25 protein-coding genes and 1 tRNA gene are annotated in these 25,810 nt (G+C 52.7%); 17 read left to right on the forward strand and 9 right to left on the reverse strand.

The features are described from left to right. Window positions 1-94 precede the first annotated feature (94 nt). The 3 genes from rraB (at window position 95) to OGY07_RS15020 (ending at window position 2,274) form a co-directional block, all read left to right on the forward strand. Window positions 95-517 carry a ribonuclease E inhibitor RraB gene (gene rraB, locus OGY07_RS15010; protein ID WP_199957023.1) on the forward strand — a complete coding sequence of 141 codons (423 nt, stop codon included), beginning with the start codon at window positions 95-97 and terminating at the stop codon, window positions 515-517. Between the two features lie 12 nt (window positions 518-529). Further along, window positions 530-1,342, forward strand: a complete 813-nt coding sequence (gene miaE, locus OGY07_RS15015; RefSeq protein ID WP_269677462.1) for a tRNA isopentenyl-2-thiomethyl-A-37 hydroxylase MiaE — start codon at window positions 530-532, stop codon at window positions 1,340-1,342. A gap of 101 nt (window positions 1,343-1,443) precedes the next feature. Beyond that, window positions 1,444-2,274, forward strand: a complete 831-nt coding sequence (locus tag OGY07_RS15020; RefSeq protein ID WP_286601463.1) for a topoisomerase II — start codon at window positions 1,444-1,446, stop codon at window positions 2,272-2,274. Window positions 2,275-2,280: 6 nt separating this feature from the next. On the opposite strand, the gene OGY07_RS15025 is transcribed toward OGY07_RS15020, so the two are convergent. Beyond that, a complete protein-coding gene (locus OGY07_RS15025; RefSeq protein WP_042289390.1) occupies window positions 2,281-2,781 on the reverse strand; it encodes a GNAT family N-acetyltransferase in 501 nt (166 codons plus the stop codon). 186 nt (window positions 2,782-2,967) lie between these two features. Between OGY07_RS15025 and OGY07_RS15030 the strand changes: the two genes are divergently transcribed. Then, window positions 2,968-4,167 (forward strand): YjgN family protein, encoded by a 1,200-nt coding sequence (locus tag OGY07_RS15030; protein ID WP_286601465.1) that lies wholly within the window; start codon window positions 2,968-2,970, stop codon window positions 4,165-4,167. An 86-nt stretch (window positions 4,168-4,253) separates the two neighbouring features. On the opposite strand, the gene OGY07_RS15035 is transcribed toward OGY07_RS15030, so the two are convergent. The 3 genes from OGY07_RS15035 to pepA all read right to left on the reverse strand — a co-directional run bounded on the left by OGY07_RS15035 (window position 4,254) and on the right by pepA (window position 9,183). Beyond that, entirely contained in the window at window positions 4,254-7,109 is a 2,856-nt protein-coding gene (locus tag OGY07_RS15035) for a valine--tRNA ligase (RefSeq protein WP_286601467.1), read from the reverse strand. Continuing rightward, entirely contained in the window at window positions 7,109-7,552 is a 444-nt protein-coding gene (gene holC / locus OGY07_RS15040) for a DNA polymerase III subunit chi (RefSeq protein WP_042289386.1), read from the reverse strand. The genes OGY07_RS15035 and holC overlap by 1 nt, the downstream gene beginning before the upstream one ends. Before the next feature lie 119 nt (window positions 7,553-7,671). Next, the gene (gene pepA, locus OGY07_RS15045; RefSeq protein ID WP_060570896.1) at window positions 7,672-9,183 is read right to left on the reverse strand and encodes a leucyl aminopeptidase; all 1,512 of its coding nucleotides are present in this window, start codon (window positions 9,181-9,183) and stop codon (window positions 7,672-7,674) included. A 153-nt stretch (window positions 9,184-9,336) separates the two neighbouring features. On the opposite strand from pepA, the gene ytgA reads away from it, so the two are divergent. The 3 genes from ytgA to lptG all read left to right on the forward strand — a co-directional run bounded on the left by ytgA (window position 9,337) and on the right by lptG (window position 11,632). Further along, window positions 9,337-9,387: a protein YtgA gene (ytgA, locus tag OGY07_RS15050; protein ID WP_211180521.1), complete on the forward strand. Its 51-nt coding sequence runs from the start codon at window positions 9,337-9,339 to the stop codon at window positions 9,385-9,387. Window positions 9,388-9,449: 62 nt separating this feature from the next. Continuing rightward, complete coding sequence (gene lptF, locus OGY07_RS15055; protein WP_060570895.1) at window positions 9,450-10,550, forward strand: LPS export ABC transporter permease LptF; 1,101 nt, start codon at window positions 9,450-9,452, stop codon at window positions 10,548-10,550. After that, window positions 10,550-11,632, forward strand: a complete 1,083-nt coding sequence (gene lptG / locus OGY07_RS15060) for an LPS export ABC transporter permease LptG (RefSeq protein WP_042289381.1) — start codon at window positions 10,550-10,552, stop codon at window positions 11,630-11,632. The genes lptF and lptG overlap by 1 nt, the downstream gene beginning before the upstream one ends. A 79-nt stretch (window positions 11,633-11,711) precedes the next feature. Here the strand turns inward: lptG and OGY07_RS15065 are convergent, their stop codons facing one another. Both OGY07_RS15065 and ahr read right to left on the reverse strand, forming a co-directional pair. Further along, entirely contained in the window at window positions 11,712-13,214 is a 1,503-nt protein-coding gene (locus tag OGY07_RS15065; RefSeq protein ID WP_042289380.1) for a helicase HerA-like C-terminal domain-containing protein, read from the reverse strand. A 135-nt stretch (window positions 13,215-13,349) separates the two neighbouring features. Further along, a complete protein-coding gene (gene ahr / locus OGY07_RS15070; RefSeq protein ID WP_211934872.1) occupies window positions 13,350-14,369 on the reverse strand; it encodes an NADPH-dependent aldehyde reductase Ahr in 1,020 nt (339 codons plus the stop codon). Window positions 14,370-14,567: 198 nt separating this feature from the next. Here ahr and OGY07_RS15075 point away from each other — a divergent pair. The 5 genes from OGY07_RS15075 to OGY07_RS15095 all read left to right on the forward strand — a co-directional run bounded on the left by OGY07_RS15075 (window position 14,568) and on the right by OGY07_RS15095 (window position 18,568). Next, window positions 14,568-14,652 (forward strand) — tRNA-Leu (locus tag OGY07_RS15075). Between the two features lie 164 nt (window positions 14,653-14,816). Continuing rightward, window positions 14,817-16,079 (forward strand): tyrosine-type recombinase/integrase, encoded by a 1,263-nt coding sequence (locus tag OGY07_RS15080; protein WP_004177636.1) that lies wholly within the window; start codon window positions 14,817-14,819, stop codon window positions 16,077-16,079. Window positions 16,080-16,217: 138 nt separating this feature from the next. Then, the gene (locus tag OGY07_RS15085) at window positions 16,218-16,895 is read left to right on the forward strand and encodes a DNA-methyltransferase (RefSeq protein WP_025983243.1); all 678 of its coding nucleotides are present in this window, start codon (window positions 16,218-16,220) and stop codon (window positions 16,893-16,895) included. Between the two features lie 9 nt (window positions 16,896-16,904). Further along, entirely contained in the window at window positions 16,905-17,288 is a 384-nt protein-coding gene (locus OGY07_RS15090) for a hypothetical protein (RefSeq protein WP_123611198.1), read from the forward strand. A gap of 2 nt (window positions 17,289-17,290) precedes the next feature. Then, a complete protein-coding gene (locus OGY07_RS15095; protein WP_004177629.1) occupies window positions 17,291-18,568 on the forward strand; it encodes a DUF6575 domain-containing protein in 1,278 nt (425 codons plus the stop codon). A 971-nt stretch (window positions 18,569-19,539) separates the two neighbouring features. On the opposite strand, the gene OGY07_RS15100 is transcribed toward OGY07_RS15095, so the two are convergent. Genes OGY07_RS15100 through sid form a run of 3 tightly spaced genes read right to left on the reverse strand, consistent with a single transcriptional unit; the run spans window position 19,540 to window position 21,108 of the window. Beyond that, entirely contained in the window at window positions 19,540-20,106 is a 567-nt protein-coding gene (locus OGY07_RS15100; protein ID WP_148733700.1) for a phage polarity suppression protein, read from the reverse strand. 15 nt (window positions 20,107-20,121) lie between these two features. Continuing rightward, a complete protein-coding gene (locus OGY07_RS15105; RefSeq protein WP_000468229.1) occupies window positions 20,122-20,361 on the reverse strand; it encodes an STY4826 family bacteriophage gene regulatory protein in 240 nt (79 codons plus the stop codon). A 3-nt stretch (window positions 20,362-20,364) separates the two neighbouring features. Then, on the reverse strand, window positions 20,365-21,108 hold the full coding sequence (gene sid / locus OGY07_RS15110) for a capsid size-determining scaffold Sid (RefSeq protein ID WP_165383411.1): 744 nt from the start codon (window positions 21,106-21,108) through the stop codon (window positions 20,365-20,367). 539 nt (window positions 21,109-21,647) lie between these two features. Between sid and OGY07_RS15115 the strand changes: the two genes are divergently transcribed. From OGY07_RS15115 to OGY07_RS15135, 5 genes are read left to right on the forward strand one after another with little or no spacing between them, the layout of a single operon-like run. Further along, window positions 21,648-21,914: a helix-turn-helix transcriptional regulator gene (locus OGY07_RS15115; protein WP_000556587.1), complete on the forward strand. Its 267-nt coding sequence runs from the start codon at window positions 21,648-21,650 to the stop codon at window positions 21,912-21,914. After that, on the forward strand, window positions 21,911-22,459 hold the full coding sequence (locus OGY07_RS15120) for a host cell division inhibitor Icd-like protein (RefSeq protein WP_116311778.1): 549 nt from the start codon (window positions 21,911-21,913) through the stop codon (window positions 22,457-22,459). The genes OGY07_RS15115 and OGY07_RS15120 overlap by 4 nt, the downstream gene beginning before the upstream one ends. Continuing rightward, window positions 22,456-22,683 carry a hypothetical protein gene (locus OGY07_RS15125; protein ID WP_001472076.1) on the forward strand — a complete coding sequence of 76 codons (228 nt, stop codon included), beginning with the start codon at window positions 22,456-22,458 and terminating at the stop codon, window positions 22,681-22,683. Before OGY07_RS15120 ends, OGY07_RS15125 begins: the two co-directional genes overlap by 4 nt. Next, entirely contained in the window at window positions 22,680-23,000 is a 321-nt protein-coding gene (locus tag OGY07_RS15130) for a DUF5375 domain-containing protein (RefSeq protein WP_094316788.1), read from the forward strand. The genes OGY07_RS15125 and OGY07_RS15130 overlap by 4 nt, the downstream gene beginning before the upstream one ends. A gap of 14 nt (window positions 23,001-23,014) precedes the next feature. Further along, window positions 23,015-25,348 carry a primase-helicase zinc-binding domain-containing protein gene (locus tag OGY07_RS15135; RefSeq protein ID WP_148733696.1) on the forward strand — a complete coding sequence of 778 codons (2,334 nt, stop codon included), beginning with the start codon at window positions 23,015-23,017 and terminating at the stop codon, window positions 25,346-25,348. Window positions 25,349-25,810 lie beyond the last annotated feature (462 nt).

The raw sequence follows: 25,810 nt of genomic DNA on the forward strand, positions 1-25,810 counted from the left end.
AACCCCGTTTAACAAATCTTTCCTGGAAAGGTGGAGGCAATGACGGCGGTGTGTGACAATAAGAGTATCGGCAGGACATTATGAGGAACGAGCTATGGCAAACCCGGAACTACTGGAAGAACAGCGTGAAGAGACGCGCCTGATTATTGAAGAATTACTGGAAGATGGCAGCGACCCGGACGCGCTGTACACCATCGAGCATCACCTTTCCGCAGACGACTTTGAAACCCTGGAAAAAGCGGCGGTAGAAGCGTTTAAACTCGGCTATGAAGTGACTGAGCCGGAAGAACTGGAAGTGGAAGAAGGTGACACGGTGATCTGCTGCGATATCCTCAGTGAATGCGCGCTGAATGCCGAACTGATTGATGCGCAGGTTGAACAACTGATGACCCTGGCGGAAAAATATGATGTTGAATACGACGGCTGGGGCACCTACTTTGAAGATCCGAACGGCGAAGAAGGTGAAGGCGACGACGACGATTTCGTCGATGAAGATGACGACGGCGTGCGTCACTAATCGCACAATGCGCTGAACGTGCGGCAACGCTGGTTGCCGCACTGTTTTGACAGGTTACACATGGATTACCCGCAAATACTCGCTCCGATTCTGCGCTTCCTGCACTGCCCAACGCCTCAGGCGTGGATTGACCAGGCGCGCCTCCCGCAACATCTTCCTCTGTTACTGACCGACCATCTGCTCTGCGAGCTGAAAGCAGCGCAAACGGCGATGCTGCTGGTGCGTAAGTACGTCGCGGATAAACAGGGGGCGCAAGCGCTGCTCGCCTGGCTTCAGCCTTATGAAGCGTTTGCCTTCCGTGACGGGCCGGAACCGGATTTCGTCGCGCTGCATAAACACATTGGTAAAAGCGTGATGCCGAAAACCGACGATCCGTGGGGACAGCGGTTGATCGACAGCATGGTGCTGCTGATAAAAGAAGAGCTGCATCATTTCTGGCAGGTGCGGGAAGCGATGCAGGCGCGCAATATTCCCTATTTGAAAATCACCGCCAGCCGTTACGCCAAAGGGATGCTGAAAGAAGTGCGCACGCATGAACCGCTTACGCTTATCGATAAGCTCATTTGCGGCGCTTATATTGAGGCACGCTCCTGCGAACGTTTCGCTGCGCTGGCTCCATACCTGGACGACGCTCTGCAGACGTTCTATCTTTCGCTTTTGCGTTCCGAAGCGCGGCACTATCAGGACTATCTGGCGCTGGCGCAACAGGTGTCACAAGAGGACATTTCGCCCCGCGTGCGCTATTTCGGAGAAGTGGAGGCGGCGTTGATCGCTTCGCCGGACAGCGTGTTTCGCTTCCATAGCGGTGTTCCCGTCGCCTCTTAATTTCGGTAGTTCTGTCTGGCGTAAGGTGACATCACAACGAAAGACGTGAAAAATGGCTCTCTTTTACGCGCGGATCCCTCACGCGCAGGCAAGGAATACCGATGAACTGGACACATGTCATACTCGCAGGCTACGTTGGCGCGATTCTCGCTATCGTCATTGGCCTGTTTCGTAAAAAGGGGTGGGTCGGGAAAGTCTCCGGCGCGGTAATTTTTATTGTGGCGATCGTGGCGTGGAATTTATTCGACGTTCACTATCTGATCCCACGCGAAAAAGCGGCGACGGGGCAGAGCGAAGAACAGCAGTTTAATGAGGCGATGACCACGCTGCCGACCATGCAGGTTTTGAAAGAGCAGGAGCCTGAACTCTGGAATCGTATCCGCGATCAGGCTGTTCAGATGCGTAAAGAAGGAAAATCTGAGCAGCAATTAATTGATGCTGTGCAACCGCAGATATTGCAGATCCAGATGGCGCGCCTGCAAAACGCGCCGGATGATAATGTCATTAACTACATGAAAATCAATCTGGAGCAGATTGCCGCTGTGCAGAAAAAGGGGGATGACGCGTGTTTTCGTTTCCTCTTTCCGGCGGTGAAGGGCGGCATTAATCCGATGCGGATGATCTCACCCGAGATCATCAAACGCCGGATGGACAGTGACGTGGCGATGATGCGCGCAGCCTATGGGCCGAATAAACACACGGTGACGGATGCCGAAAAGCAACAGGCGTTGCAGGACCTGCGCAACGTGGTGCCGACGCTGGCGCAACGCTATGGCGATGATTTGCAAATTATGGCGGAACCGCAGAAAGGGATAGGCAAAGAGAAAATTGCCTGCAATCTGGTGCAGGACATGTGGACGGAAGTTCTGACGTTACCAGCAGCCAACGCCGCTGGCGTCATTCGACTTTCGGTATCTCCTGAAATGCAGTAGCGGCGCTTACAGGGGTTTGAGCATCCGCACTTCGCAGTCGACGTGCCCGGTACAGCCCAGCGGCTCGCTGATATGCTCAAACCCTAGATGTTCGTACAGGCCGATGGCTTCGCGCAGAAAAGCCGTGGTCTCGAGATAACAGCGTTTGAATCCCTGCTCACGGGCGTGGTCCAGCGCCATCAGCGCCAGTTTCTTAGCGAGCCCCTTCCCTCGAATGGTCGGCAGAAAGTACATTTTTTGCAGCTCGCAAATGTCCGGTTCGCTACAGGTCAACGGCGCAATCCCGCCGCCGCCCACCACTTCACCCTGACACTCCACCACCCAGTAGGCGTGACCCGGCTGGCAATACAGCTGATATAACGCATCCAGATTCGGATCGGCAACGGTGTAGCCTTTGTCAGCAGTAAGGCCATATTCGGCGGAAACCTGGCGGATAACGGCGGCAATCGCCTGATTATCGTTAGCCGTCAGGCGACGTAAGGTGGGGGAAGAGTCGACAGCATTCATTGTACAATCCGGATAAATTACGCAAATAATCCGCACTAATAGCACCCTCCGCTAAGTGATGCAAGCGCCTTATCGCGCGGAGGAATTATGTAAATCAAAACATGAATAAGGTATTATTCTTTTACAGGTAAACTATTGCCTGCTAATTATGTGCATTTTTAAGGAACAATTTTTCAGGGATCTAATATGCAGGAAAATCTTATAAAGAGTGAGCCTCCGTCTCATCGTTTTCATTTTCGCGGCGATGGCGGTAGCTATTTTCTTATTTGTCTTGTCAATTCATTACTGGTTTTAATTACGCTGGGTATTTATTTGCCCTGGGCGCTAATGAAATGCCGCCGTTATATTTATGCCAACATGACGCTAAACGGCCAACCCTTTAGCTGGAACATGAAAGGTGGCGATATATTTCTGAGCTGGCTGATGTTGGTGGTGATATATATCGCAGGCGTCGGATTTATTAGCATGGAGTACGTTGCGGTTGGCGCGACGATTCTGGCGTTGCTGATCTTATCGCTTCCCATACTGATGATGAAAAATCTGCAATGTCAGGCGATGATGACCTCGCTGAACGGCGTTCGCTTTGGCTTTCGATTTTCTTCTGTGAAGGCGATGTGGAATCTGCTGTTTCTGCCGGTATTGTTGATATTGGCACTGGTCGTGGTGGTTTATTGCCTGTACCGGGTTTGCCCGCGCGAAAGTTTGGGCGAAATTATTTTTTCGGCGATTGCGCTGGGTCTGATATCGCTGGCGGGAATGGGCACGATCAGCGGCTTTCTCTACAGTCGCCTGATGGCAATGGTGGGCGAGGGAGGCAGTTTTGGCATCCACCGTTTTTCGGTACAGATTAACCTCCGGCACTGCATTAAGTCGGCGATTCTGGCAATGGCGGCGTTAATTCCGTTTCTCACGGTGATCGGTTTTATGGCCGTTGCGTTGATCAAATCCGCCGCAGAACTGGACGTGACGGGGATGTCGGAAGACGAGATAGAGACGCTAATTCTTATCGAATACCAACGACAGATTATGATGATGCAGATTATTTATTATCTGGGCTTTGCGGTATCGACCAGCTATCTCATCGTCGCGTTTCGTAACCATTTCCTCAATAACCTGCAACTTGCCGACGGACATATCCGTTTTCGCTCTACGCTGAGCTGGCATGGGATGGTGTACCGGTTGGGCGGTCTGTATCTGATTTCAGGGATTACCGGCGGGCTGGCCTATCCGCTGCTGCGCGTGTGGGTGATTAAATGGCTGGCGGAGAACACCTGCGTGGTGGGCGATCTGGATACGCTGGCGCTGACCGACAGCGATGAGCGGCTAGATAACGGCCTGGTGTCGCGCCTGTCCCGCGGCGTGATGCCGACGCTCTATTTTATGTAAAAAAAAAGCCGGATGGCGTGACCGCTTCTCCGGCTTTAATCTTGTGAGCCGGACAAGACATTCTGCCTCGTTGTCCGGCTGTCTGCTTACAGTGCGGCAATCACCGCCTGCTGCTCAATCAGCTTGGCTTTCGCTTCGGCGTAGCCTTCCAGCTTCTCACGTTCTTTGGCGATCACCGCTTCCGGTGCGCGCGCCACAAAGCCTTCGTTGGCCAGTTTGCCTTCAATACGGCCAATTTCGGCTTCCACCTTCGCCACTTCCTTCGCCAGACGCGCCAGTTCGGCCTCTTTGTCGATCAGGCCCGCCATTGGGATCAGCAGCTCGGCGCCGTCGATAATCTTGGTTACGGAAACCGGACCTTTATCATCCACAGGCAGTACGGTGATGCTTTCCAGACGCGCCAGCGTTTGCAGGAAGCTACGGTTGTCGTTCACGCGACGAACGGCATCTTCGCTACAACCGCGCAGCAGCAGCGCCAGCGGTTTGCCCGGCGCGATGTTCATTTCCGCACGAATATTACGTACAGCCACGATCGCCTGCTTCAGCCATTCGGTATCCGCCAGCGCCGCTTCGTCAACCTGAGAGGCGTCATAAGCCGGGAACGGCTGGAGCATGATAGTGTCTGCGTTAATGCCGCAAATCACCTTCACGCGCTGCCAGATGGTTTCCGTGATGAACGGAATGATCGGATGTGCCAGGCGCAGCAGACCTTCCAGTACGGTCACCAGCGTATGGCGGGTGCCGCGCAGTTCTGCTTCTGTACCGCCGTTCATCACCGGCTTGGTCAGCTCAAGATACCAGTCACAGAACTGGTTCCAGGTGAATTCATACAGAATGCCTGCGGCAATGTCGAAGCGGAAGCTGTCCAGCGCTTCACGGTACGCTTTTACGGTCCGGTTGAATTCCGCGAGGATCCAACGGTCTGCCAGCGACAGCGTCATTTCACCGCCGTTGAAACCGCAGTCCTGATCTTCGGTGTTCATCAGGACAAAGCGGCTGGCGTTCCACAGCTTGTTACAGAAGTTACGGTAGCCTTCCAGACGCTTCATATCCCAGTTGATGTCGCGACCGGTTGACGCCAGCGCCGCCAGGGTGAAGCGCAGGGCGTCGGTGCCGTGCGGTTCAATACCGTCCGGGAACTGCTTCTCAGTGCGTTTGGCGATCTTCTCTGCCAGCTGCGGCTGCATCATATTGCCGGTACGTTTCTCCAGCAGTTCCGGCAGGGAGATGCCGTCCACCATATCCAGCGGATCGATCACATTACCCTTGGACTTGGACATCTTCTGGCCTTCGTCGTCGCGGATAAGCCCCGTCATGTAGACGGTCTTAAACGGCACCTGCGGCTTGCCGTTTTCATCTTTGATGAAGTGCATGGTCATCATGATCATGCGGGCGATCCAGAAGAAGATGATGTCGAAGCCGGATACCATCACGCTGGTTGGGTGGAACTGACGCAGGGCGTCGGTGTTTTCCGGCCAGCCGAGGGTGGAGAAGGTCCACAGCGCGGAAGAGAACCAGGTATCCAGGACGTCGTCGTCCTGACGCAGCGCAACGTCGGCGGACAGGTTATTTTCCTGACGCACATCGTCTTCGCTGCGGCCGACATAAACGTTGCCTTCGTTGTCGTACCATGCCGGGATACGGTGACCCCACCACAGCTGGCGGGAAATACACCAGTCCTGAATATCGCGCATCCAGGAGAAGTACATGTTTTCATACTGCTTCGGCACAAACTGAATGTCGCCGTTTTCAACCGCTTCTACCGCCGGTTTGGCCAGCACGTCGGCGCGGACGTACCACTGGTCGGTCAGCATCGGTTCGATAACCACGCCGCCGCGATCGCCGTACGGCACGGTAAGATCGTGCGGTTTAATTTCTTCCAGCAGGCCCAGCGTGTCTACAGCGGCAACCACCGCTTTACGTGCGGCGAAGCGTTCCAGCTTCTGGAACTCAGCCGGGATATCGCTTGAGTAAACGTCAGACTCGTTGCCTTTGGTGTCGTACACTTCCGCGCTTTCACGGATGTCACCGTCGAAAGTCAGAATGTTGATCATCGGCAGAGCGTGACGACGGCCCACTTCGTAGTCGTTAAAGTCGTGCGCCGGGGTGATCTTCACGCAGCCGGTGCCTTTTTCCATGTCGGCGTGTTCGTCGCCGACAATCGGAATACGGCGGTTCACCAGCGGCAGCACCACGAACTTGCCAATCAGATCCTTATAACGCGGATCTTCCGGGTTCACGGCCACGCCGGTATCGCCCAACAGCGTTTCCGGACGGGTGGTAGCGACCACCAGATAATCTTTACCGTCGGCGGTTTTGGCGCCGTCGGCCAGCGGATAGCGGATATGCCACATGGAGCCTTTCGACTCGCGGTTTTCCACTTCGAGGTCAGAGATCGCGGTGCGCAGCTTCGGGTCCCAGTTCACCAGACGTTTGCCGCGGTAGATCAAGTCTTCTTTGTACAGACGGACGAACACTTCTTTCACGGCATTGGAAAGACCTTCGTCCATGGTGAAGCGCTCGCGCTCCCAGTCTACGGAGTTGCCGAGACGGCGCATCTGGCGAGTAATCGTGCCGCCGGATTCCGCCTTCCACTGCCAGATTTTATCAATGAAGGCGTCACGGCCGTAGTCGTGACGGGTTTTCCCTTCTTCTGCGGCAATTTTACGCTCAACCACCATCTGGGTTGCGATACCGGCGTGGTCGGTGCCGACCTGCCACAAGGTGTTTTTGCCCTGCATACGCTGGTAGCGAATCATGGTGTCCATGATGGTTTGCTGGAAAGCATGACCCATATGCAAACTGCCGGTGACGTTCGGCGGCGGGATCATGATGCAGAAACTCTCCTGGCTTTCATCGCCATTGGGTTTGAAATAGCCCTGCTTTTCCCAGTGCTCGTAAAGCGGCTGTTCGATATCTTGCGGGTTGTATGTCTTTTCCATTATTTCCAGGTTGCCGTATTCAGGTTAAAACCCGCCACGCGGTAGGCTTTGTAGCGCTCGCGTGCGGATTGTTTCAGAGAATCTTCGTGAGGAACGAAGTCTATCACTTCTGTGAAAGCGGTGGCAAAATCTGCAAAGCCGACGCGCAGGCTGATGAGCAGATCGCGTGGGCTGCTGTTGCGCTTTTCCGGCCAGGCGATTTCGACCGGCGCGCCACCGCGCGGGCCTTCCCCGGCCAGATTGTGCGGAACAAAGCTTTCCGCAGGTCTTGCCCATAGCGCTTCATCCAGACGCAGCGCCTGCTTTTCATTTTCGCAGGCGATCAGTACGCGCTTGCCGCTGCGCCAACGTTCTGCGGCAATGTCACACACCAACTGTTCGACGGCGCTGAGGCCGTCCACGGTGTTGTCGTTGTCGAGAAGGTAGAACGTTGCGTTTCTCATATAGGGGCTTCTTGTTGTGGATTTATATGCAAAGCCGGATGGCGCGATGCTTATCCGGCCTGCAATCAGCATTTCTACGTCGCCCCGGTAGCTTAGCGCCACCGGGCAACAGACGACAATTACTCGTCGCCGTTAAAACCCGCACGGTTCAGCAGGAACTGCGACAGCAGTGCTACCGGACGACCGGTTGCGCCTTTTGCTTTTCCGGAGCGCCAGGCTGTACCGGCGATATCCAGGTGCGCCCAGTTGTACTTACGGGTAAAGCGCGACAGGAAGCAGCCCGCGGTAATCGCCCCACCCGGACGTCCGCCAATGTTCGCCATATCGGCAAAGTTAGACTCCAGTTGCTCCTGGAACTCGTCACCCAGCGGCAGACGCCATGCGCGATCGCCCGCTTGCTCGGACGCGCCGATAAGCTCGTGCGCCAGCGGATTATGGTTCGACATCAGTCCAGTGATGTGGTGGCCCAGCGCAATCACGCAGGCGCCGGTCAGGGTCGCGACGTCAATCACCGCTTCCGGCTCAAAACGCTCAACGTAGGTTAACACGTCACAGAGCACCAGACGGCCTTCGGCGTCGGTGTTCAGCACTTCGACGGTCTGACCGGACATGGTGGTCAGCACGTCGCCCGGACGATAGGCGCGACCGCCCGGCATGTTTTCACATCCCGCCAGCACGCCAATGACGTTAATCGGCAGTTGCAGTTCAGCGACCATACGCATTACGCCGTAAACCGCCGCTGCGCCGCACATGTCGTACTTCATCTCATCCATGCCTTCGGCTGGTTTGATGGAGATACCGCCAGAGTCAAAGGTCAAGCCTTTCCCGACCAGCACAATCGGGCGCGCGTCTTCGTCCGGACTGCCTTTGTATTCAATGACCGACATCAGCGATTCGTTCTGGGAGCCGTGTCCGACCGCGAGATAGGCGCACATCCCCAGTTCGCGCATCTGCTGTTCGCCAATGACACGGGTTACAACGTTTTTGCTGTAACTGTCAGCCAGCTGGCGCGCTTGTGACGCCAGGTAGGCGGCGTTACAGATATTTGGCGGCATATTGCCGAGGTCTTTCGCCGCTTTGATCCCGGCGGCGATTGCCAGACCGTGTTGAATGGCGCGCTCGCCGCTGGTCAGTTCACGGCGGGTCGGGACGTTAAAGACCATTTTACGTAACGGGCGACGCGGCTCGCTTTTGGTGGTCTTCAGTTGATCGAAGCTGTAAAGGGTCTCTTTCGCGGTTTCCACCGCCTGACGCACTTTCCAGTAATTGTTGCGGCCTTTGACGTGCAGTTCTGTCAGGAAGCAGACGGCTTCCATTGAGCCGGTATCATTCAGGGTATTTATCGTTTTCTGAATAACCTGCTTATACTGACGTTCATCCAGCTCGCGCTCTTTGCCACAACCGATGAGGAGGATACGCTCGGACAGAACGTTTGGAACATGGTGCAGTAACAACGTCTGCCCCGGTTTTCCTTCCAGTTCGCCACGGCGCAGCAGGGCACTGATGTACCCGTCGCTGATTTTATCGAGCTGTTCTGCAATCGGAGAAAGGCGGCGTGGTTCAAAGACGCCCACGACAATGCAGGCACTCCGCTGTTTCTCCGGGCTACCGCTTTTTACACTAAACTCCATGCACTACGCTCCTGAATCTTAAAGACAACGGCGGCACCTGCGGTTAGAATTGCAAGCTTTCGTAACTCATGTCCGCTGTTGCGGTGACTTCGTGTTAATCTTAACGTTATTACGGCATTGGCACGTCAGAACGCGTTCTGAGCGGCGAATCCGCTGAGTATAATAATTTTAGCGACGATTTCGACGACTCAAGAGAATAAATGACGGATAAGCCATGAAACAAGCTAAATTCCTGCAAAAGACGAGTTTTTACGGGCGTATTTAAAGTGATAATCATAAGATATCTGGTGCGGGAGACGCTCAAGAGCCAACTGGCGATTCTCTTTATCCTGCTTCTGATCTTTTTCTGTCAGAAGCTGGTGAGGATCCTCGGCGCGGCGGTTGACGGTGACATTCCGGCAAATCTGGTGCTCTCGCTTCTGGGGCTTGGCGTACCTGAAATGGCGCAGCTCATCCTGCCCCTCAGCCTGTTCCTCGGGCTTTTGATGACGCTGGGCAAACTCTATACCGAAAGCGAAATTACGGTTATGCACGCCTGCGGCCTGAGCAAGGCGGTGCTGGTCAAAGCCGCCATGATACTGGCGCTGTTCACCGGGATCATCGCCGCGGTCAACGTCATGTGGGCGGGACCGTGGTCGTCAAAACATCAGGACGAAGTGCTGGCGGAAGCCAAAGCCAACCCGGGTATGGCCGCGCTGGCGCAGGGACAATTCCAGCAGGCGACCAATGGCAGCTCGGTGCTGTTTATCGAAAGCGTAGACGGCAGCGACTTTAAGGATGTCTTCCTGGCGCAAATTCGCCCGAAAGGCAACGCGCGTCCATCCGTGGTCGTGGCAGATTCCGGACACTTGACCCAACTGCGCGACGGCTCCCAGGTGGTCACGCTGAATAAAGGCACCCGCTTCGAAGGCACCGCGCTATTGCGCGATTTCCGTATTACTGACTTCCAGGATTATCGGGCGATTATCGGTCATCAGGCGGTTGCGCTGGATCCGAACGATACCGACCAGATGGACATGCGCACGCTGTGGACGACCGACACCGATCGCGCCCGTGCCGAGCTGCACTGGCGTATCACATTAGTATTCACAGTATTTATGATGGCGTTGATGGTTGTGCCGCTGAGCGTGGTAAACCCGCGCCAGGGACGTGTGCTCTCGATGTTACCGGCGATGTTGCTGTACCTGATGTTCTTCCTGATCCAGACCTCGCTGAAATCCAACGGCGGTAAAGGCAAGCTGGATCCGGCTATCTGGATGTGGTTGGTCAACCTGTTGTATCTGGCGTTAGCCATTGGCCTGAACCTGTGGGATACCGTGCCGGTGCGCCGACTGCGTGCCCGTTTTTCACGTAAAGGAGCGGTGTGATGCAGCCATTTGGTGTCCTTGACCGCTATATCGGTAAAACCATTTTTACCACCATCATGATGACGCTGTTCATGCTGGTGTCGCTCTCTGGCATCATCAAGTTCGTCGACCAGCTGAAAAAGGCCGGGCAGGGGAACTACGATGCGCTGGGCGCCGGGATGTATACCCTGCTCAGCGTGCCGAAAGATGTCCAGATCTTCTTCCCGATGGCCGCGCTGCTTGGCGCGCTGCTGGGCCTTGGCATGCTGGCCCAGCGCAGCGAACTGGTGGTGATGCAGGCCTCCGGCTTCACCCGGATGCAGGTCGCGCTTTCCGTCATGAAAACCGCGATTCCGCTGGTGCTGCTGACCATGGCTATCGGCGAATGGGTCGCGCCGCAGGGCGAACAGATGGCGCGTAATTACCGTGCGCAGGCGATGTACGGCGGTTCGCTGCTTTCCACCCAGCAGGGGTTATGGGCGAAAGACGGCAACAGTTTTGTTTATATCGAACGGGTAAAAGGTGAAGAAGAGTTAGGCGGCATCAGTATTTATGCCTTTAACGATCAGCGCCGTTTGCAGTCTGTTCGCTACGCGGCCTCCGCGACGTTCGACCCGGACGAGAAAGTCTGGCGTCTGTCGCAGGTGGACGAGTCGAACCTGCAGGATCCTAAACAGATTACTGGCTCTCAGACGGTGAGCGGTATATGGAAAACCAACCTCACGCCGGACAAACTGGGCGTGGTGGCGCTGGACCCGGATGCGCTTTCCATTAGCGGCCTGCACAACTACGTGAAGTATCTGAAGTCGAGCGGCCAGGACGCCGGACGCTACCAGCTCAATATGTGGAGCAAAATCTTCCAGCCGTTGTCTGTGGCGGTAATGATGCTGATGGCCCTGTCGTTTATTTTCGGTCCACTGCGTAGCGTACCGATGGGCGTGCGTGTGGTCACCGGCATCAGCTTTGGTTTCGTCTTTTATGTGCTGGACCAGATCTTCGGCCCGTTGACGCTGGTTTACGGTATACCGCCGGTTGTCGGCGCGCTGTTGCCGAGCGCTTCGTTCTTCTTGATAAGCCTGTGGCTGATGATGCGCAAGTCGTAACCGCAGTTTTATCCTTGTGATTGCCCGGTGGCGCTACGCTTGCCGGGCACAATGGGTGCAGCGTTCAGTGTCCGTCAGGCTAACGCTTTCTGCCGCCCAACAGGCTTCCCAGCATCCCGCGAATGATCTGATTGGTAACCTGTCGCGCTGCGCTTTTCGCTACGCTTTGTACCACGCCGTCGCGCTTGCCGCCGCGCGGACCGGTGCTGCCAAACAAAATATCCTTTAACCCGCCCAGGATACCATCGTCAACCGCTACTTCTTTGCCTTTCGCTGCAGGCGCGTTTTGCTCTTCAGTCGCGGCCTGAACACCCTTTTGCAGCAACTCAAACGCTGATTCGCGATCCCGTTCTTCTTCATATTTTCCATAGAGTGAAGAGTGGTTTATCAGCCCGTTTCGCTCGTCGTCAGTGACTGGCCCCATACGCGAGCAGGGGGCGATCACCATTGCCCGCTCCACCACCGATGGACTGCCTTTGGCATCCAGGAAGGAGATCAGCGCTTCGCCGGTGCCCAGTTCCTGAATGGCTTTTTCCGTGTCGAACGCTGGATTGGCGCGCATGGTTTGCGCGGCGGTTTTCACCGCTTTTTGATCTTTCGGCGTAAAGGCCCGCAGGGCGTGCTGGACACGATTGCCCAGTTGACCGAGCACGTTATCCGGGATATCAGCGGGATTCTGTGAGACGAACCAGACGCCAACGCCCTTCGAACGGATGAGGCGGATCACCTGTTCGATTTTATCCAGCAGCACCTCTGGCGCATCGTTGAACAGCAAATGCGCTTCGTCGAAAAAGAACACCAGCTTCGGTTTTTCCAGATCGCCCGCCTCCGGCAGTTGCTCGTAAAGCTCAGAGAGCATCCACAGCAGGCTGGCGGCATAGAGTTTCGGCATCTGGTAGAGTTTTTCGGCGCTAAGGATATTGATGATCCCTTTACCGCTGGCATCGGTGCGCATCCAGTCTTTGATGTCGAGCATCGGCTCGCCGAAGAAATGGTTCGCCCCCTGTTGTTCTAAAGTCAACAGGCCGCGCTGGATCGCGCCGATGGAAGCGCTGCTGATATTGCCATACTGATTCTGGAAGGATTTCGCGTTATCGCCGATATACTGGGTAATCGCCCGCAGGTCTTTAAAATCGAGCAGTAAAAATCCCTGATCGTCGGCAATGCGAAAGATGATGTTCAGCACGCCGGACTGCACCTCATTGAGATTCAGCAGGCGCGCCAGTAGTAGCGGTCCGAGGTCCGAGATCGTGGCGCGTACCGGATGTCCCTTCTCGCCAAAGATATCCCACAGCACCACCGGGTTATTATGCGGCTGCCAGTCGCTGACGCCGATGTTTTGCAGTCTGGCAAGCAACTTCTCGGAGGCTTGTCCTTCCTGAGCCACCCCGGTGAGATCGCCTTTAACATCCGCCATAAATACCGGTACGCCGATGCCGGATAGCGACTCGGCGAGCTTTTGCAGCGTGACGGTTTTCCCTGTCCCTGTCGCCCCGGTAATCAGGCCGTGACGGTTCGCCATACCAGGCAGTAAAAACAGTTCGGTGTCCGGCGTGCGGGCAATTAACAAGGGTGCGCTCATGAGATTTCCTCCGTTTATCCTGCGTCGAGTATAGGCAACCGTGCGGCACTCTTCACCGCTTTATTCAACAGATTGCGAGGAGGGTTCCAAAGAGGAGGAGAGGACCGGGCAGCGAATGCCGCCCGGTAGAAGCGATTAAAAGTCGGCTTTAAGCACCACGCGATAACGGGCTTTGCCTTCACGAACGTGCTGGATAGCCTCGTTGATTTGCGACATGGGGAACAGTTCGGTGGTGGGCGCAACCTTGCTGCGACCGGCGAACTTCATTAGCTTACGCAGTTCAAAAGGCGTACCTGTTGCCGAGCCGGAGATGCTGCGATCGCCAGCAATCAGGGTAAACGCCGGGACAGGCAGCGGCTTCAGCACCGCACCGACGGTGTGGAAGTTGCCGCCGTGGGCCAGCGCTTCAAAATACGGTTGCCAGTCGAGATCGACGTTGACGGTGTTGATGATCAGATCGAACTGTCCAGCCAGTGCTTTCAGCGCTTCGGGATCGCGGCTGTTCACCACGCTATCGGCACCCATTGCCAATACTTCCTGCTTTTTCGCCGGATTGGAGCTAAACGCGGTCACTTCGCAACCCATCGCATGCAGGAGCTTGATGGCGATATGCCCGAGCCCGCCAATACCGATTACCCCAACACGGCTGGTGGCAGTAATGTGGTGCATCAGCAGCGGTTTAAATACCGTGATGCCGCCGCACAGCAATGGGCCTGCGGATTCAATATCAATGCTGTCCGGCAGCGGAATCACCCATTGCCAGTCTGCGCGAATTTTCTCGGCAAAGCCGCCGCGATTCAAAATGGTAGGGACGGCGCCTTCCAGACAATTGACCTGGTTACCGCTGATACAGGCGTCGCAATGCCCGCAGCTGCGCGCTGTCCAGCCAATGCCTACGCGCTGACCGACCTTCAGCCCTTTATCCTGCGCCGCGCTGCCGAGGGCCGCCACGCGACCAATCACCTCATGTCCCGCCACCAGCGGGTAGCTCGACATACCCCACTCGTTATCGATCATCGACAAATCGGAATGGCAGATACCGCAGTAGTCCACCTTTACCTCGACATCTTCTGCCTTGAGTTCACCCGCATCATATTCAAAGAGTTCGAGTTCGCTGCCCGCTTCTTTCGCGGCATAGCTTTTTATCATCGACATCGTGTTTCCCTCGTGTGGTGTTGAACTGGAAGTGTAGAGCATGGAAAACCGCGATGCTTCGCAGAAGGGGGGATAATGGCGTCAGATGGGGAAGGTGTGCTGATTTTTTCAACACTTAGTGAACAAGGCGGATGCTACTGCTTGCATGGTTGCGAGCGACAGGTATAATCCACAACGTTTTCCGCATACCTCTTCAGTGCCGAAGTGGCGAAATCGGTAGACGCAGTTGATTCAAAATCAACCGTAGAAATACGTGCCGGTTCGAGTCCGGCCTTCGGCACCATTAGTACTTCCAAGACCATCCGAGAAAGTCCAATTATCCCTTAAAAATCAATGCTTGAAGCGATTTTTATGTCCTGAGTCGTCCGAGGTTGTCCGTTGAAATCCGGATGTCATTGGGGGCATAATTGGGGGCATCTTAACTTCGATTAGAAATATGCCCCCAAAATGAAGCTCAACGCCAGGCAGGTAGAGACCGCAAAGCCCAAAGACAAAACCTACAAAATGGCCGATGGCGGCGGTTTGTATCTCGAAGTTTCGGCTAAGGGGTCTAAATACTGGCGCATGAAATACAGACGCCCCTCTGACAAAAAAGAGGATCGCCTTGCTTTTGGTGTTTGGCCTACTGTGACGCTTGCTCAGGCAAGAGCCAAGCGCGACGAAGCTAAAAAGCTGTTAGTACAGGGCATGGACCCAAAAGCCGAACAGAAAGAAGCTCAGGCCGAGAATTCGGGTGCATATACTTTCGAAACCATTGCTCGCGAATGGCATGCCAGTAACAAGCGCTGGAGTGAAGACCATCGATCGCGCGTTCTTCGCTATCTTGAGCTTTATATCTTCCCTCATATCGGTTCATCCGACATTCGCCAGCTCAAAACCAGCCACCTGTTATCCCCGATTAAAAAAGTTGATGCCAGTGGCAAACATGACGTCGCACAGCGTCTTCAGCAGCGTGTCACGGCCATTATGCGTTATGCCGTACAGAACGATTACATCGACTCTAACCCGGCCAGTGATATGGCTGGTGCTTTATCAACAACCAAAGCACGACACTATCCTGCTTTACCCTCTAGCCGTTTCCCTGAGTTTCTTGCTCGTCTTGCCGCATATCGTGGCCGTGTAATGACGCGGATCGCGGTTGAGCTTTCCTTACTAACTTTTGTGCGTTCCAGTGAGTTACGTTTCGCGCGTTGGGATGAGTTCGACTTCGATAAATCTCTTTGGCGTGTACCTGCAAAGCGAGAAGAAATTAAAGGCGTGCGTTACTCATACCGTGGCATGAAGATGAAAGAGGAGCATATCGTTCCGCTTAGTCGGCAGGCGATGATTTTGTTAGCCCAGTTAAAGCAGATTAGTGGTGATAAAGAGCTGCTTTTTCCGGGTGATCATGACGCAACTAAGGTTATGAGTGAAAACACAGTAAACAGCGCATTGCGTGCGATGGGATATGACACGAAAACAGAGGTCTGCGGGCATGGGTTCAGGACGATGGCGCGTGGTGCGCTCGGTGAGTCAGGGTTATGGAGCGATGATGCAATAGAACGTCAGTTGAGCCACACTGAGCGTAATAATGTCCGTGCGGCTTACATTCACACATCAGAGCATTTGGATGAACGTCGATTGATGGTTCAGTGGTGGGCTGATTATCTTCAGATGAACATAAAAAAATCCATCACTCCTTATGATTATGCAAAATCTTTTAGCATGTAAATCTACTTCAGCCTTCATTTTGACATGTAAGACATCGCACTTCGAAACTACACAGTAAGATTAAGATGGATTGAAAGGATTACTGTATGGATATACAATATTGTTTATGTGAATAATTAGCCGACAGTGATAAAAAAAATGAATAATAAATATAATGTTTTTCAAATGGATGCTGTTGATTTCCTTAAGACTCTGAAAGATGATTCATTAGACTTAGTCATTACTGACCCTGCTTATGAGTCACTTGAAAAACATCGGAAAGTCGGCACAACAACAAGATTAAAAAATAGTACGAAATCAAGTAATGAGTGGTTCGAAATCTTTCCTAATGAACGATTCGAAGAGTTGTTTAGAGAAATCTATAGGGTCATGAAAAAAAATACACATTTTTATCTTTTTTGTGACCAGGAAACAGCGTTTTACGCTAAGCCGGTGGCTGAGAAGGTGGGGTTTAAGTTTTGGAAACCCTTAGTTTGGGATAAACAACGTATAGGGATGGGCTACCATTACCGTGCGAAGTATGAGTTCATTCTATTCTTTGAGAAGGGAAAACGAAAACTTAACGATCTTTCTATTCCTGATGTCCTCTCTTGCCCAAGAATTTTGAAGGGATATCCTACAGAAAAACCCTCAAAGCTTATGGAAATATTGCTAAAACAAAGTAGTATTGCTGGTGAAATTGTCTGCGATCCATTTATGGGAGCCTGCCCGGTAGGTGTTGCTGCTCTAGAAAATGATAGATTCTTTCTGGGTAATGACCTTAGCAAAGAATCGCTTAGGATTGCGACTGAGAGGCTTAACTCTTTGATAAATTGAGGGATTGATATGGATTATTCTGAATATCCTTGGCCGGCTGATTTTCCTGAGTATGTTCCTCCTGAAGATGCAGTCGATGCTACAGGAGAAGCTTTTCGGATCGTGGCAAATGACCCGCCGACTGACAAGGACTTTGTGGGGCATAACCAGGAACCTTACGTTAAAAAAACAGGCAAGCTTAGGCCTAGCGATTATGGTACATCCATGTTCAGGGACTTTGAGCAGGTGCAGTGTGCAAGAAATTTTCACGCTGCTTTACGGAAAAAAAAGATTGCAATTGGCACACTTGAACCTGTTCATGGTAAAGCGTCAAAACCAAATAAAAAATCTCATTTCGAAACTTGGTTAAGACTAAATACTCGAATTGAAAATAATTTTAAGATAGTAGGTTAATTATGTATTACTTACCAATTACGAATGAACTTGGTGAGCTTTCTATAGAGAAAATCTATAGTTTTTATGATGTGCCAAGGACATTTTTAGCGAAGAGCGCAAAAACTAAAGAGTTCTATTTAGTCTATTGGTTTGATGAGTCTGATAGTTTTGATTCATGGTATTATGCACCGATGAATAACTTAGAGATTTCTAATCTTGATTCTGGACTTATTCAAGTTAGAGATTTTTTTATTAATAAAAATGTTATTGTTATATCAACTCCGTATGATTTATCTGACTGCAAAGTAGATGTTCTTCCTTATCGGGATATTGACTCAGAAACGCTTCCGCCAGCTGGCTATTTTATAGCATTAGATGAGGATGGTGAGTTTTCTGTTGTCTATAATGATGAGAGAGAGATATTAAATAATGTCCATGAAATAAGAATTTATCGTGACCGAAGCGAAAAGAATATTGAGTGGGAGCCAATCCAAAAAATTGTTAATACTTGGAATTCTTTATATAACAAAGTAGCCAAAGTTATTTGTAATGATGACTTTTCACTTATACCTTATACTTCATCCATAGGTTCTTATAAATCAAAATTTATCGCCGAGAATAATGACGTTTTCATAAGCAATTTCATTGAATTTCTTTCTGTTTTGAAATCATCTGAACTTGATTACGAGGCAATTAAAGGTCTTGGTGTTGATTTGGATGATTTTGAGGCTTTACTCTCCAGTTTAAGAACTTACAACTATAAATTAGAAGTTAGGTCAAATGCTGGGGCATCTTTATTTACCATAGATGCAAAAAAATTAGCATCTGAAAAAGAGAAAATTCAAGAGCATAACCAAAGATACTTTTCTAGTGAGCTTGTCCCCCAAGCTGATGATATCCATAGGGTTATTAAGTTTGTTCGTTCTGTTGGTAATAATGAGTTATTCAATGAAGAGTCTGAGGGTATTACTCCGCGGCAAATAAATTATTACAAGCACGCAGCGAAGTTGTTGGGTTTGGTTAAAACTAATGGTTTTGTTCTCCAACCTCTTGGCTGGAAAGTTTTTTATGCTCAAAACTCCAAGGAGCAAATATCTTTGCTGGCAGAAGCATTCGAAAACTCAGATTGTGGTTGGGCTTGGATGAAATATTGTGGTGTGGAGAAGATCACCGAAATTGATGAGTCTACCGCTGCAGAGTTTCTTATCGAAAAAGCTAATGGATTAGCAGTGGACACAGCTAAGCGTCGCTCAAAAACTTTGTCTTCATGGGTTAAAGAATTTAAATCGGCTTTATGATTTGAAGTGGCTTGAATTCAATGGGGAGGTATTCCCCATTGAATCTCTTTGCATCTTATTCTAAAGTCAATTTACCTTTGGTTGTTATTATATAAAGGTATTGAGTTCGACTTTCTTTTTAATTCATTGAAGTGTGCATCTTAAAGTGGGTCAATAATATCAATTGAATCGAATTTAGTTAGATGGATAGAAGTGCTTTTAAGCAACAAAATATAGCCATTACAAAACGGTTGTAAAAGGTTAGTGATAGATGTTGGGGAGTATACCCCAGTTAAAGGATTAGAAGTGGAATCAATTTAATAATGATCTGGGGCGTTATAAATCTCTCCATTTTCAGAGCTAGAATAACTGCAAGTTAGCACGTTGCACCTTCCATATTAAAAATTAATTAATTACATCGCAATTTCTTAAAGTCGAGGCATCATGACGCTACGTGAGCGAAAAATAATTATTTTCACCGTTAGCGCGTAATGCTTTCTCCGCCTCGCCTGCCACGCTTCGTGGGGCGGTTTACATGCAGGTGCATGGCGATTCGGATTGCGACAGGCCCAAATACGTCAGGGGCTTTAGAAGCGATACAATGAACGACGAAATGACAGATTCCCGTCGCCTCCGGGCGGCTTTTACTTACCCCCTCAACTGGCAGCCTCAGAAGCCCATCACGCCCCCGAACAGCACTGCACCACCCACCGGCACTCCCGTGAACCCGCGCAGCGCAGCGACGCGCTCAGGCCGCGAAATTAAATATCATTAAATAAATACTTTACCGCTGGCGCGCAGTGCTATCCCCGCCACGCCTGCCCGTTTAAGAGGTCGCTTTTAATGCAGGTGCATGAACGGCCTCAGGCCGCGCCGGTACTGGTGTTGCGTGGGATAAAAAATACGGGGATTTGCATGCAAAACCATGCACCTTATGGATGCATGGCTTTTTTCGGGAAAAATAGCGGAATTTTCGGGGATTTTTTTGCGTGCTACCGTGCGGCCAGTTCTGCACGTCGGCGGGTGTAAATCAGGTTCTGTGCCGGGGTGAATTTCTCGCGATTATCATCCCGCGAAGCCGCATCAGGCCTGAATCCGATAGCCGTTAAAATGTCGTTGTCCTGCGCGGAATAATTAATTTTTTCACCTGCGGCCAGCCACACCGACAGGGCTTCACGCAGATAATCAACCGAGTGCTGCATAGCGCTCTGTTTTACTGCGGGAATTTGTTCGTGATATCCCATCAGCTCAGGTGCCAGCGTGGCGGCCAGCTCCGCGCCGTGCTGCTGCATAAAGTCATGGAGCCGGTTGCGGATGCTGATGTGCTGCACTTCCTCATGTGAGCGGATATAGCGACCGGCGGCCTGATTAGTCTCCCATTTTTTCACGTCGATATTGTCGCGCAAATCCTGCATTCTGCGCGGGATTTGTTCGTCACCGGCAAGGAGCTGTTCACGGTATTCCCGTTCAAGGTCTGCCAGTTCGGCTTTACGTTTCAGCCAGGTATTTTTGTTCGTCTGACAGGCCTCAAAGGCCTGCTGTATGGTCACAGTGGTCACGAGTCTCTCTCCTGATTAATGCCGGAACGGCGAACTGTAGCAGCCCTGCACCTTACGCGGCGGTGGTGGCGCCACCGGCGCGGGGTCGGGTTTCTCCGGGGCGGCACGTATCACACCGTCAACCGACTCGATGGTGCGGAAAGTGGCCGAACATTCGATATTGGTACACTGGTGATAACGTTGTTTGACGTTTTCCGACAGATAACGGCTGGTACGGACGTGCGCGGTCTTTTTGCAGAACGGACAGTGAAACATAATTCAGCCCTCTGCCTGTTCGTGGTCTTTTGCGGCCAGTTCAGCGGCAAGCTTCATCCGTCTGGCCGGGCTTCTTAACAGCGCCATATCAACCCCGGTTATGACCGGGCGATTCATGCCCGTTACGGACAGAACCGGCTCCTGCTCCATATCGAAATGATACAGGGCTGACTGCAGATTCAGGGCATCGCCCAGCTCGCGGGTCACGGTCGCACGCGGCGAGGTTTCTCCGCTCATTTCCAGCGACCGTATACGCAACAGAAAGGCACGTAACAGTGCGGGGCTGATACCGGTCAGCGCCTTCTTCCACTCGCTGTTGGCGTAAGTGGTGAACGCTTTTTCATGGGCGCTGATATAAGCAGTACCGGAGGAGCATGCTCCAAGCATGGCGTGGCTTTTGTCTTTCTCCAGCTCGGTAATCAGACCGGTGAACTCATCAGCCAGTTCGCGGCTGGCGATACGTTTACTGTGTTCAGCTTTCAGTTCAGGAGTGAGGTTGCCGCGCAGGGTTCGAAAGCGGCTGCGCCAGTCCTGTTCGGCCTGTGCACTTTCACTGAGCGCGGTCTGTCGTTCTTGCTCACAACGCTGAATGGAAGCCTCAATGTCGCTGAGTTTACCCATGCTGGCCGTGTGTGCATCTTTTGCTTCGTTAAGTGCGGCCAGCGCACCGGCAATGCGTTGTTCCGCGCCTTCATCCTGTTTACTGATAACGGTCTGCATGGCTTTGATAATGAGTTCGGGTTTCATGTTCAGGTTCTCCGTGTGTTCAACCTGAAATGATTCTGACGCCTCCTGCACAACAACACGATTCATTGCCGTTGTCAGAATGCTGGCACAAACAGACCTTAAAAACTGGCTGGCCAGAGAAAGGTCGCAGGAAAACCTTACTCACCGTTTGTTTTTTTACTTATAACTATTCACCACTGTTCACCTTAAATAAAAATATAAGTAATACAGTAAGTTAAAGGGTGAACAGTTGAAGGTCTGACTGTTCACCGTCTGTTCACCACTGTTCACCCATTGGTTTTTTCAACCAGTCCGTTGCTTAGACTTTTTAGCGATTAAATAATGTAAGTATATAAATAAAAGTAATTATCGGTTTGCCATTTTGTTATCAGAGATTGTCAACAATTGTCACTGTTTGCCACTGTATAAAAATTGCTCTGTTGTGTGGTGGAGTACTACAAAATGACTTGTTGCCCTGCGTAAAAATATTCACAAAATAGAGAGCTACCCGAAGCCGGACGGACACGACCGGCACTGTATGGACTTTGTGAGGTAGCCCGATGCACACCGCTTTTTCTTCCCCGTCTTCTGCCCCTGCCGCGCCGCTGATGCCGGTTTCTGATACCGTTCACGAGCGCTTTATCCGTCTGCCCGAAGTGATGCATCTGTGCGGCCTGTCCCGCTCGACCATTTACGACCTCATCAGCCGGGAAGCCTTCCCGAAACAAATCTCCCTCGGCGGGAAAAACGTGGCGTGGGCGCAGTCTGAAATCACCGCATGGATGGCAGATCGCATTGCCGAACGTAACCGGGGCTATGACGCATGATGATGATCGTTCAGCAAACAGCCCCTTTTTCTGGCTTGCTTCTTTTCGCCGTTTCCAGGTATAGTTTTCCCGCTGTCGCAAAATCGGCAGCCGGGCGTGAGAACCCGAGTTTAACTGTGGCGACACCGGACGCGCCATGCGTCTTTTTTTGTGTCTATGCTTTTGCACACCCATTTATCGGGCAACGGTTCTTTGTCTGTTGCGCCGTCAAAATAATGGTGGCTCAGGCGGGGCAGCTTTCGGGCTGGCCGGTTTCCATAGTTGCCGGTTTCTCACCCCCGTCTGGGCTACCACCATTGCGTGAGAACTTCGGTGGTAGCTGTAATCAGCTAACTATGGAGGTTGCCGCTATGGCTACGACCCTCACCCCATCACACCCGCAGTTTGTCTTTGTGTTTGCCGCTGTTCGTCGCGCAGACCGTACCCCCCGTATTTGTATGCTCCGCACCATTGCCGGTGATGAGCACGCCGCACGCCTTTCTCTCGTTCGCGATTACGTCCTCTCGTTTGCTGGCCGTCTGCCGGTTGCGGAGGTGCGCGCATGAGACACACCACCATTACCGCCCGTGACCTCGAATGTCTTGAGCATATGCGCAATGTCGGCCAGCTCGTCGGCGACCTGATGCAGGTGCAGGACTGCGCCACCGTTCGTCGTGACCCGGCGCAGCACTTACAGCTCACCTCCGTGATTTACCTCATGACCGCCCAGCTCGACGGCGTGGTCGAACGCTGCAATCAGCACTGGCTGACCGGGGAGAGCAACGTATGAAAAAGCCATTACCGCCCGTATTACGCGCCGCGCTGTATCGTCGCGCCGTGGCCTGTGCATGGCTGACCCTGTGCGAACGTCAGCACCGCTACCCGCACCTCACCCTCGACACTCTGGAAAGCGCCATTGCCGCCGAGCTGGAGGGCTTCTACCTGCGTCAGCATGGCGAGGAAAAAGGCCGTCAGATTGCCTGTTCGTTACTGGAAGATTTAATGGAAGCCGGGCCACTCAAGGCCGCGCCCTCACTGTCCTTTCTCGGGCTCGCGGTGATGGATGAACTTTGCGCCCGTCATATCACATCGCCTGTACTGCACTGAGGGAGAAAATAACAATGAAAATGAACGTAACAGAAACGGTAAAACAGGCCTGCGGCCACTGGCCGCGCATTCTCCCTGCGCTGGGTGTGAAGGTGATTAAAAACCGCCATCAGTCCTGCCCGGTGTGCGGTGGCTCTGACCGCTTCCGCTTTGACGATAAAGAGGGGCGCGGGACGTGGTTCTGTAACCAGTGCGGCGCGGGTGACGGACTTAAGCTGGTAGAAAAAGTGTTTGGCGTGACCCCGTCTGAGGCCGCCGGGAAGGTGAATGCCGTGACCGGCAACCTGCCGCCGGTTGCCCCGGAAGTGATTGCGGTCGCAGAGGCTGAAACGGAGGCCGACCGCAAAGCGGCGGCCACGCTGGCCGTCAGGCTCATGGAGAAAACCCGACCGGCCACCGGCAATGCCTACCTGACCCGTAAGGGTTTCCCCGGTCATGAGTGTGTCATGCTGACGGCCACACACAAAACCGGCGGCGTGACGTTCCGCGCCGGTGATGTGGTTGTCCCGCTGTATGACGACGCCGGGGCGCTGGTTAACGTTCAGCTTATCAATGCTGACGGTCTCAAGCGCACCCTGAAAGGCGGTCAGGTCAAAGGGGCATGTCATATCATCGAAGGGAAAAAACAGGCCGGAAAACGCCTGTGGATTGCGGAGGGTTATGCGACCGCGCTCACCGTGCATCACCTGACCGGGGAAACCGTCATGGTGGCGCTGTCCTCCGTGAACCTCCTTTCTCTGGCGAGCCTTGCCCGTCACAAATACCCGGCCAGTCAGATTGTCCTGGCCGCCGACCGTGACCTTAACGGCGACGGCCAGAGTAAAGCCGCAGCGGCCGCTGGAGCGTGTGAAGGCGTTGTTGCCCTGCCGCCGGTGTTCGGTGACTGGAATGATGCGTTTATGCAGTACGGCGAGGAAGCCACGCGGAAAGCGATTTATGACACTATCCGGCCACCGGCGCAAAGTCCGTTTGATACCATGAGCGAAGCCGAATTTACCGCCATGAGCGCCAGCGACAAGGCTTTGCGGGTACATGAGCATTACGGCGAAGCGCTGGCGGTGGATGCGAACGGCCAGCTCCTGTCCCGCTATGAAAACGGCATCTGGAAAAATATCCCTGCCGCCACTTTTTCACGGAATGTGGCTGATTTATTCCAGCGCTTACGCGCCCCGTTCTCATCCGGGAAAATCGCCTCGGTGGTGGAGACCCTGAAACTGATTATTCCGCAGCAGGATACACCTGCGCGCCGTCTGATTGGTTTTCGCAACGGGGTACTCGACACCCAAAGCGGCGTATTCAGCCCGCACCACAAATCGCACTGGCTGCGCACGCTGTGCGATGTGGATTTTACCCCGCCGGTGGACGGGGAAACGCTGGAGACTCACGCGCCGAACTTCTGGCGCTGGCTCGACCGTGCGGCCGGTAAAAATCCACAAAAACGCGACGTGATTCTGGCCGCGCTGTTTATGGTGCTGGCGAACCGTTACGACTGGCAGCTCTTTCTCGAAGTCACCGGTCCCGGTGGAAGCGGTAAAAGTATTCTGGCCGAAATTGCGACCCTGCTCGCCGGGGAAGATAACGCCACGTCAGCCGATATCGACACACTGGAAGACCCGCGCAAGCGTGCCTCCCTGATTGGCTTCTCGCTTATCCGTCTGCCAGACCAGGAAAAATGGAGCGGTGACGGCGCAGGACTTAAGGCCATCACCGGCGGCGATGCGGTCTCAGTTGACCCGAAATACCAGAACCCATACTCAACACATATTCCGGCGGTGATTCTGGCCGTGAACAACAACCCCATGCGCTTCACCGACCGCAGCGGCGGTGTGTCGCGCCGCCGGGTGATTATCCACTTCCCGGAGCAGATTGCGCCGGAGGAACGCGACCCGCAGCTCAGGGATAAAATTGCGCGCGAGCTGGCTGTGATTGTGCGCCAGCTTATGCAGAAATTCAGCGACCCGATGACTGCACGCGCACTGCTCCAGTCGCAGCAGAACTCCGACGAGGCACTCAGCATCAAGCGCGATGCTGACCCGACATTTGATTTTTGCGGCTATCTGGAAATGCTCCCGCAGACCAACGGGATGTTTATGGGGAATGCCAGCATCATCCCGCGTAATTATCGTAAATATCTCTATCATGCGTATCTGGCCTATATGGAGGCCAACGGATACAGAAACGTGCTCAGCCTGAAAATGTTCGGGCTGGGGCTGCCCATGATGCTGAAAGAGTACGGCCTGAATTATGAGAAGCGGCACACCAAGCAGGGGATACAGACTAACCTGTCGCTGAAAGAGGAAAGCTACGGCGACTGGCTGCCTAAGTGCGACGAACCCACAGCGATATAACCTACCTCAGACCGGCAACAGCCGGTCTTTTCCTTTCTGGCCATTGCCACAGGGTGAACAATCCACTGTTCACCCTTCACCGTATATTCACCCTGTATCACCATGAAATTATTGATAAAAAACCAGAGGTGAACAGTGTGAACAGTAAAACCTGAAAAAACTTTTTATCACCCCTCACATCGCCTGAGCGGACGGTTCCAGAACGAGCACAAATCACAAAGGTGAAGAGTCGACTGTTCACTCTTCACCAACCATTCACCACTTATCGTTATGATATTAAAAAGAAAAATGAAAAGGTGAACAGTGTGAACAGTTATATGGAAAAAAAGAATTTTACTGATGTTCAATATTACCCCGGTTAGGATCCGTATATCGGAACCTAACCGATGGGGAAAATATCAATTTCCTTTTGAATACCAATCAGTTGTGAACTTAAGGGGCTTAAAAAATCATGGGGGCACA

It is taken from the genome of Citrobacter sp. Cs237 (assembly GCF_030332325.1).
Classification (GTDB): domain Bacteria; phylum Pseudomonadota; class Gammaproteobacteria; order Enterobacterales; family Enterobacteriaceae; genus Citrobacter_A; species Citrobacter_A sedlakii.

What these genes read in the sequence shown, in the direction of transcription:
- OGY07_RS15025 (WP_042289390.1), bottom strand. Translation starts at nt 2,781, where the DNA reads ATGAATGCTGTCGACTCTTCCCCCACCTTACGTCGCCTGACGGCTAAC.
- holC (WP_042289386.1), bottom strand. Translation starts at nt 7,552, where the DNA reads ATGAGAAACGCAACGTTCTACCTTCTCGACAACGACAACACCGTGGAC.
- OGY07_RS15105 (WP_000468229.1), bottom strand. Translation starts at nt 20,361, where the DNA reads ATGTTTCACTGTCCGTTCTGCAAAAAGACCGCGCACGTCCGTACCAGC.
- OGY07_RS15080 (WP_004177636.1), top strand. Translation starts at nt 14,817, where the DNA reads ATGAAGCTCAACGCCAGGCAGGTAGAGACCGCAAAGCCCAAAGACAAA.
- OGY07_RS15125 (WP_001472076.1), top strand. Translation starts at nt 22,456, where the DNA reads ATGAGACACACCACCATTACCGCCCGTGACCTCGAATGTCTTGAGCAT.
- OGY07_RS15135 (WP_148733696.1), top strand. Translation starts at nt 23,015, where the DNA reads ATGAAAATGAACGTAACAGAAACGGTAAAACAGGCCTGCGGCCACTGG.
- OGY07_RS15130 (WP_094316788.1), top strand. Translation starts at nt 22,680, where the DNA reads ATGAAAAAGCCATTACCGCCCGTATTACGCGCCGCGCTGTATCGTCGC.
- OGY07_RS15035 (WP_286601467.1), bottom strand. Translation starts at nt 7,109, where the DNA reads ATGGAAAAGACATACAACCCGCAAGATATCGAACAGCCGCTTTACGAG.
- lptG (WP_042289381.1), top strand. Translation starts at nt 10,550, where the DNA reads ATGCAGCCATTTGGTGTCCTTGACCGCTATATCGGTAAAACCATTTTT.
- OGY07_RS15030 (WP_286601465.1), top strand. Translation starts at nt 2,968, where the DNA reads ATGCAGGAAAATCTTATAAAGAGTGAGCCTCCGTCTCATCGTTTTCAT.
- OGY07_RS15020 (WP_286601463.1), top strand. Translation starts at nt 1,444, where the DNA reads ATGAACTGGACACATGTCATACTCGCAGGCTACGTTGGCGCGATTCTC.
- sid (WP_165383411.1), bottom strand. Translation starts at nt 21,108, where the DNA reads ATGAAACCCGAACTCATTATCAAAGCCATGCAGACCGTTATCAGTAAA.
- rraB (WP_199957023.1), top strand. Translation starts at nt 95, where the DNA reads ATGGCAAACCCGGAACTACTGGAAGAACAGCGTGAAGAGACGCGCCTG.
- OGY07_RS15085 (WP_025983243.1), top strand. Translation starts at nt 16,218, where the DNA reads ATGAATAATAAATATAATGTTTTTCAAATGGATGCTGTTGATTTCCTT.
- OGY07_RS15115 (WP_000556587.1), top strand. Translation starts at nt 21,648, where the DNA reads ATGCACACCGCTTTTTCTTCCCCGTCTTCTGCCCCTGCCGCGCCGCTG.
- pepA (WP_060570896.1), bottom strand. Translation starts at nt 9,183, where the DNA reads ATGGAGTTTAGTGTAAAAAGCGGTAGCCCGGAGAAACAGCGGAGTGCC.
- OGY07_RS15090 (WP_123611198.1), top strand. Translation starts at nt 16,905, where the DNA reads ATGGATTATTCTGAATATCCTTGGCCGGCTGATTTTCCTGAGTATGTT.
- OGY07_RS15065 (WP_042289380.1), bottom strand. Translation starts at nt 13,214, where the DNA reads ATGAGCGCACCCTTGTTAATTGCCCGCACGCCGGACACCGAACTGTTT.
- OGY07_RS15120 (WP_116311778.1), top strand. Translation starts at nt 21,911, where the DNA reads ATGATGATGATCGTTCAGCAAACAGCCCCTTTTTCTGGCTTGCTTCTT.
- OGY07_RS15095 (WP_004177629.1), top strand. Translation starts at nt 17,291, where the DNA reads ATGTATTACTTACCAATTACGAATGAACTTGGTGAGCTTTCTATAGAG.
- ahr (WP_211934872.1), bottom strand. Translation starts at nt 14,369, where the DNA reads ATGTCGATGATAAAAAGCTATGCCGCGAAAGAAGCGGGCAGCGAACTC.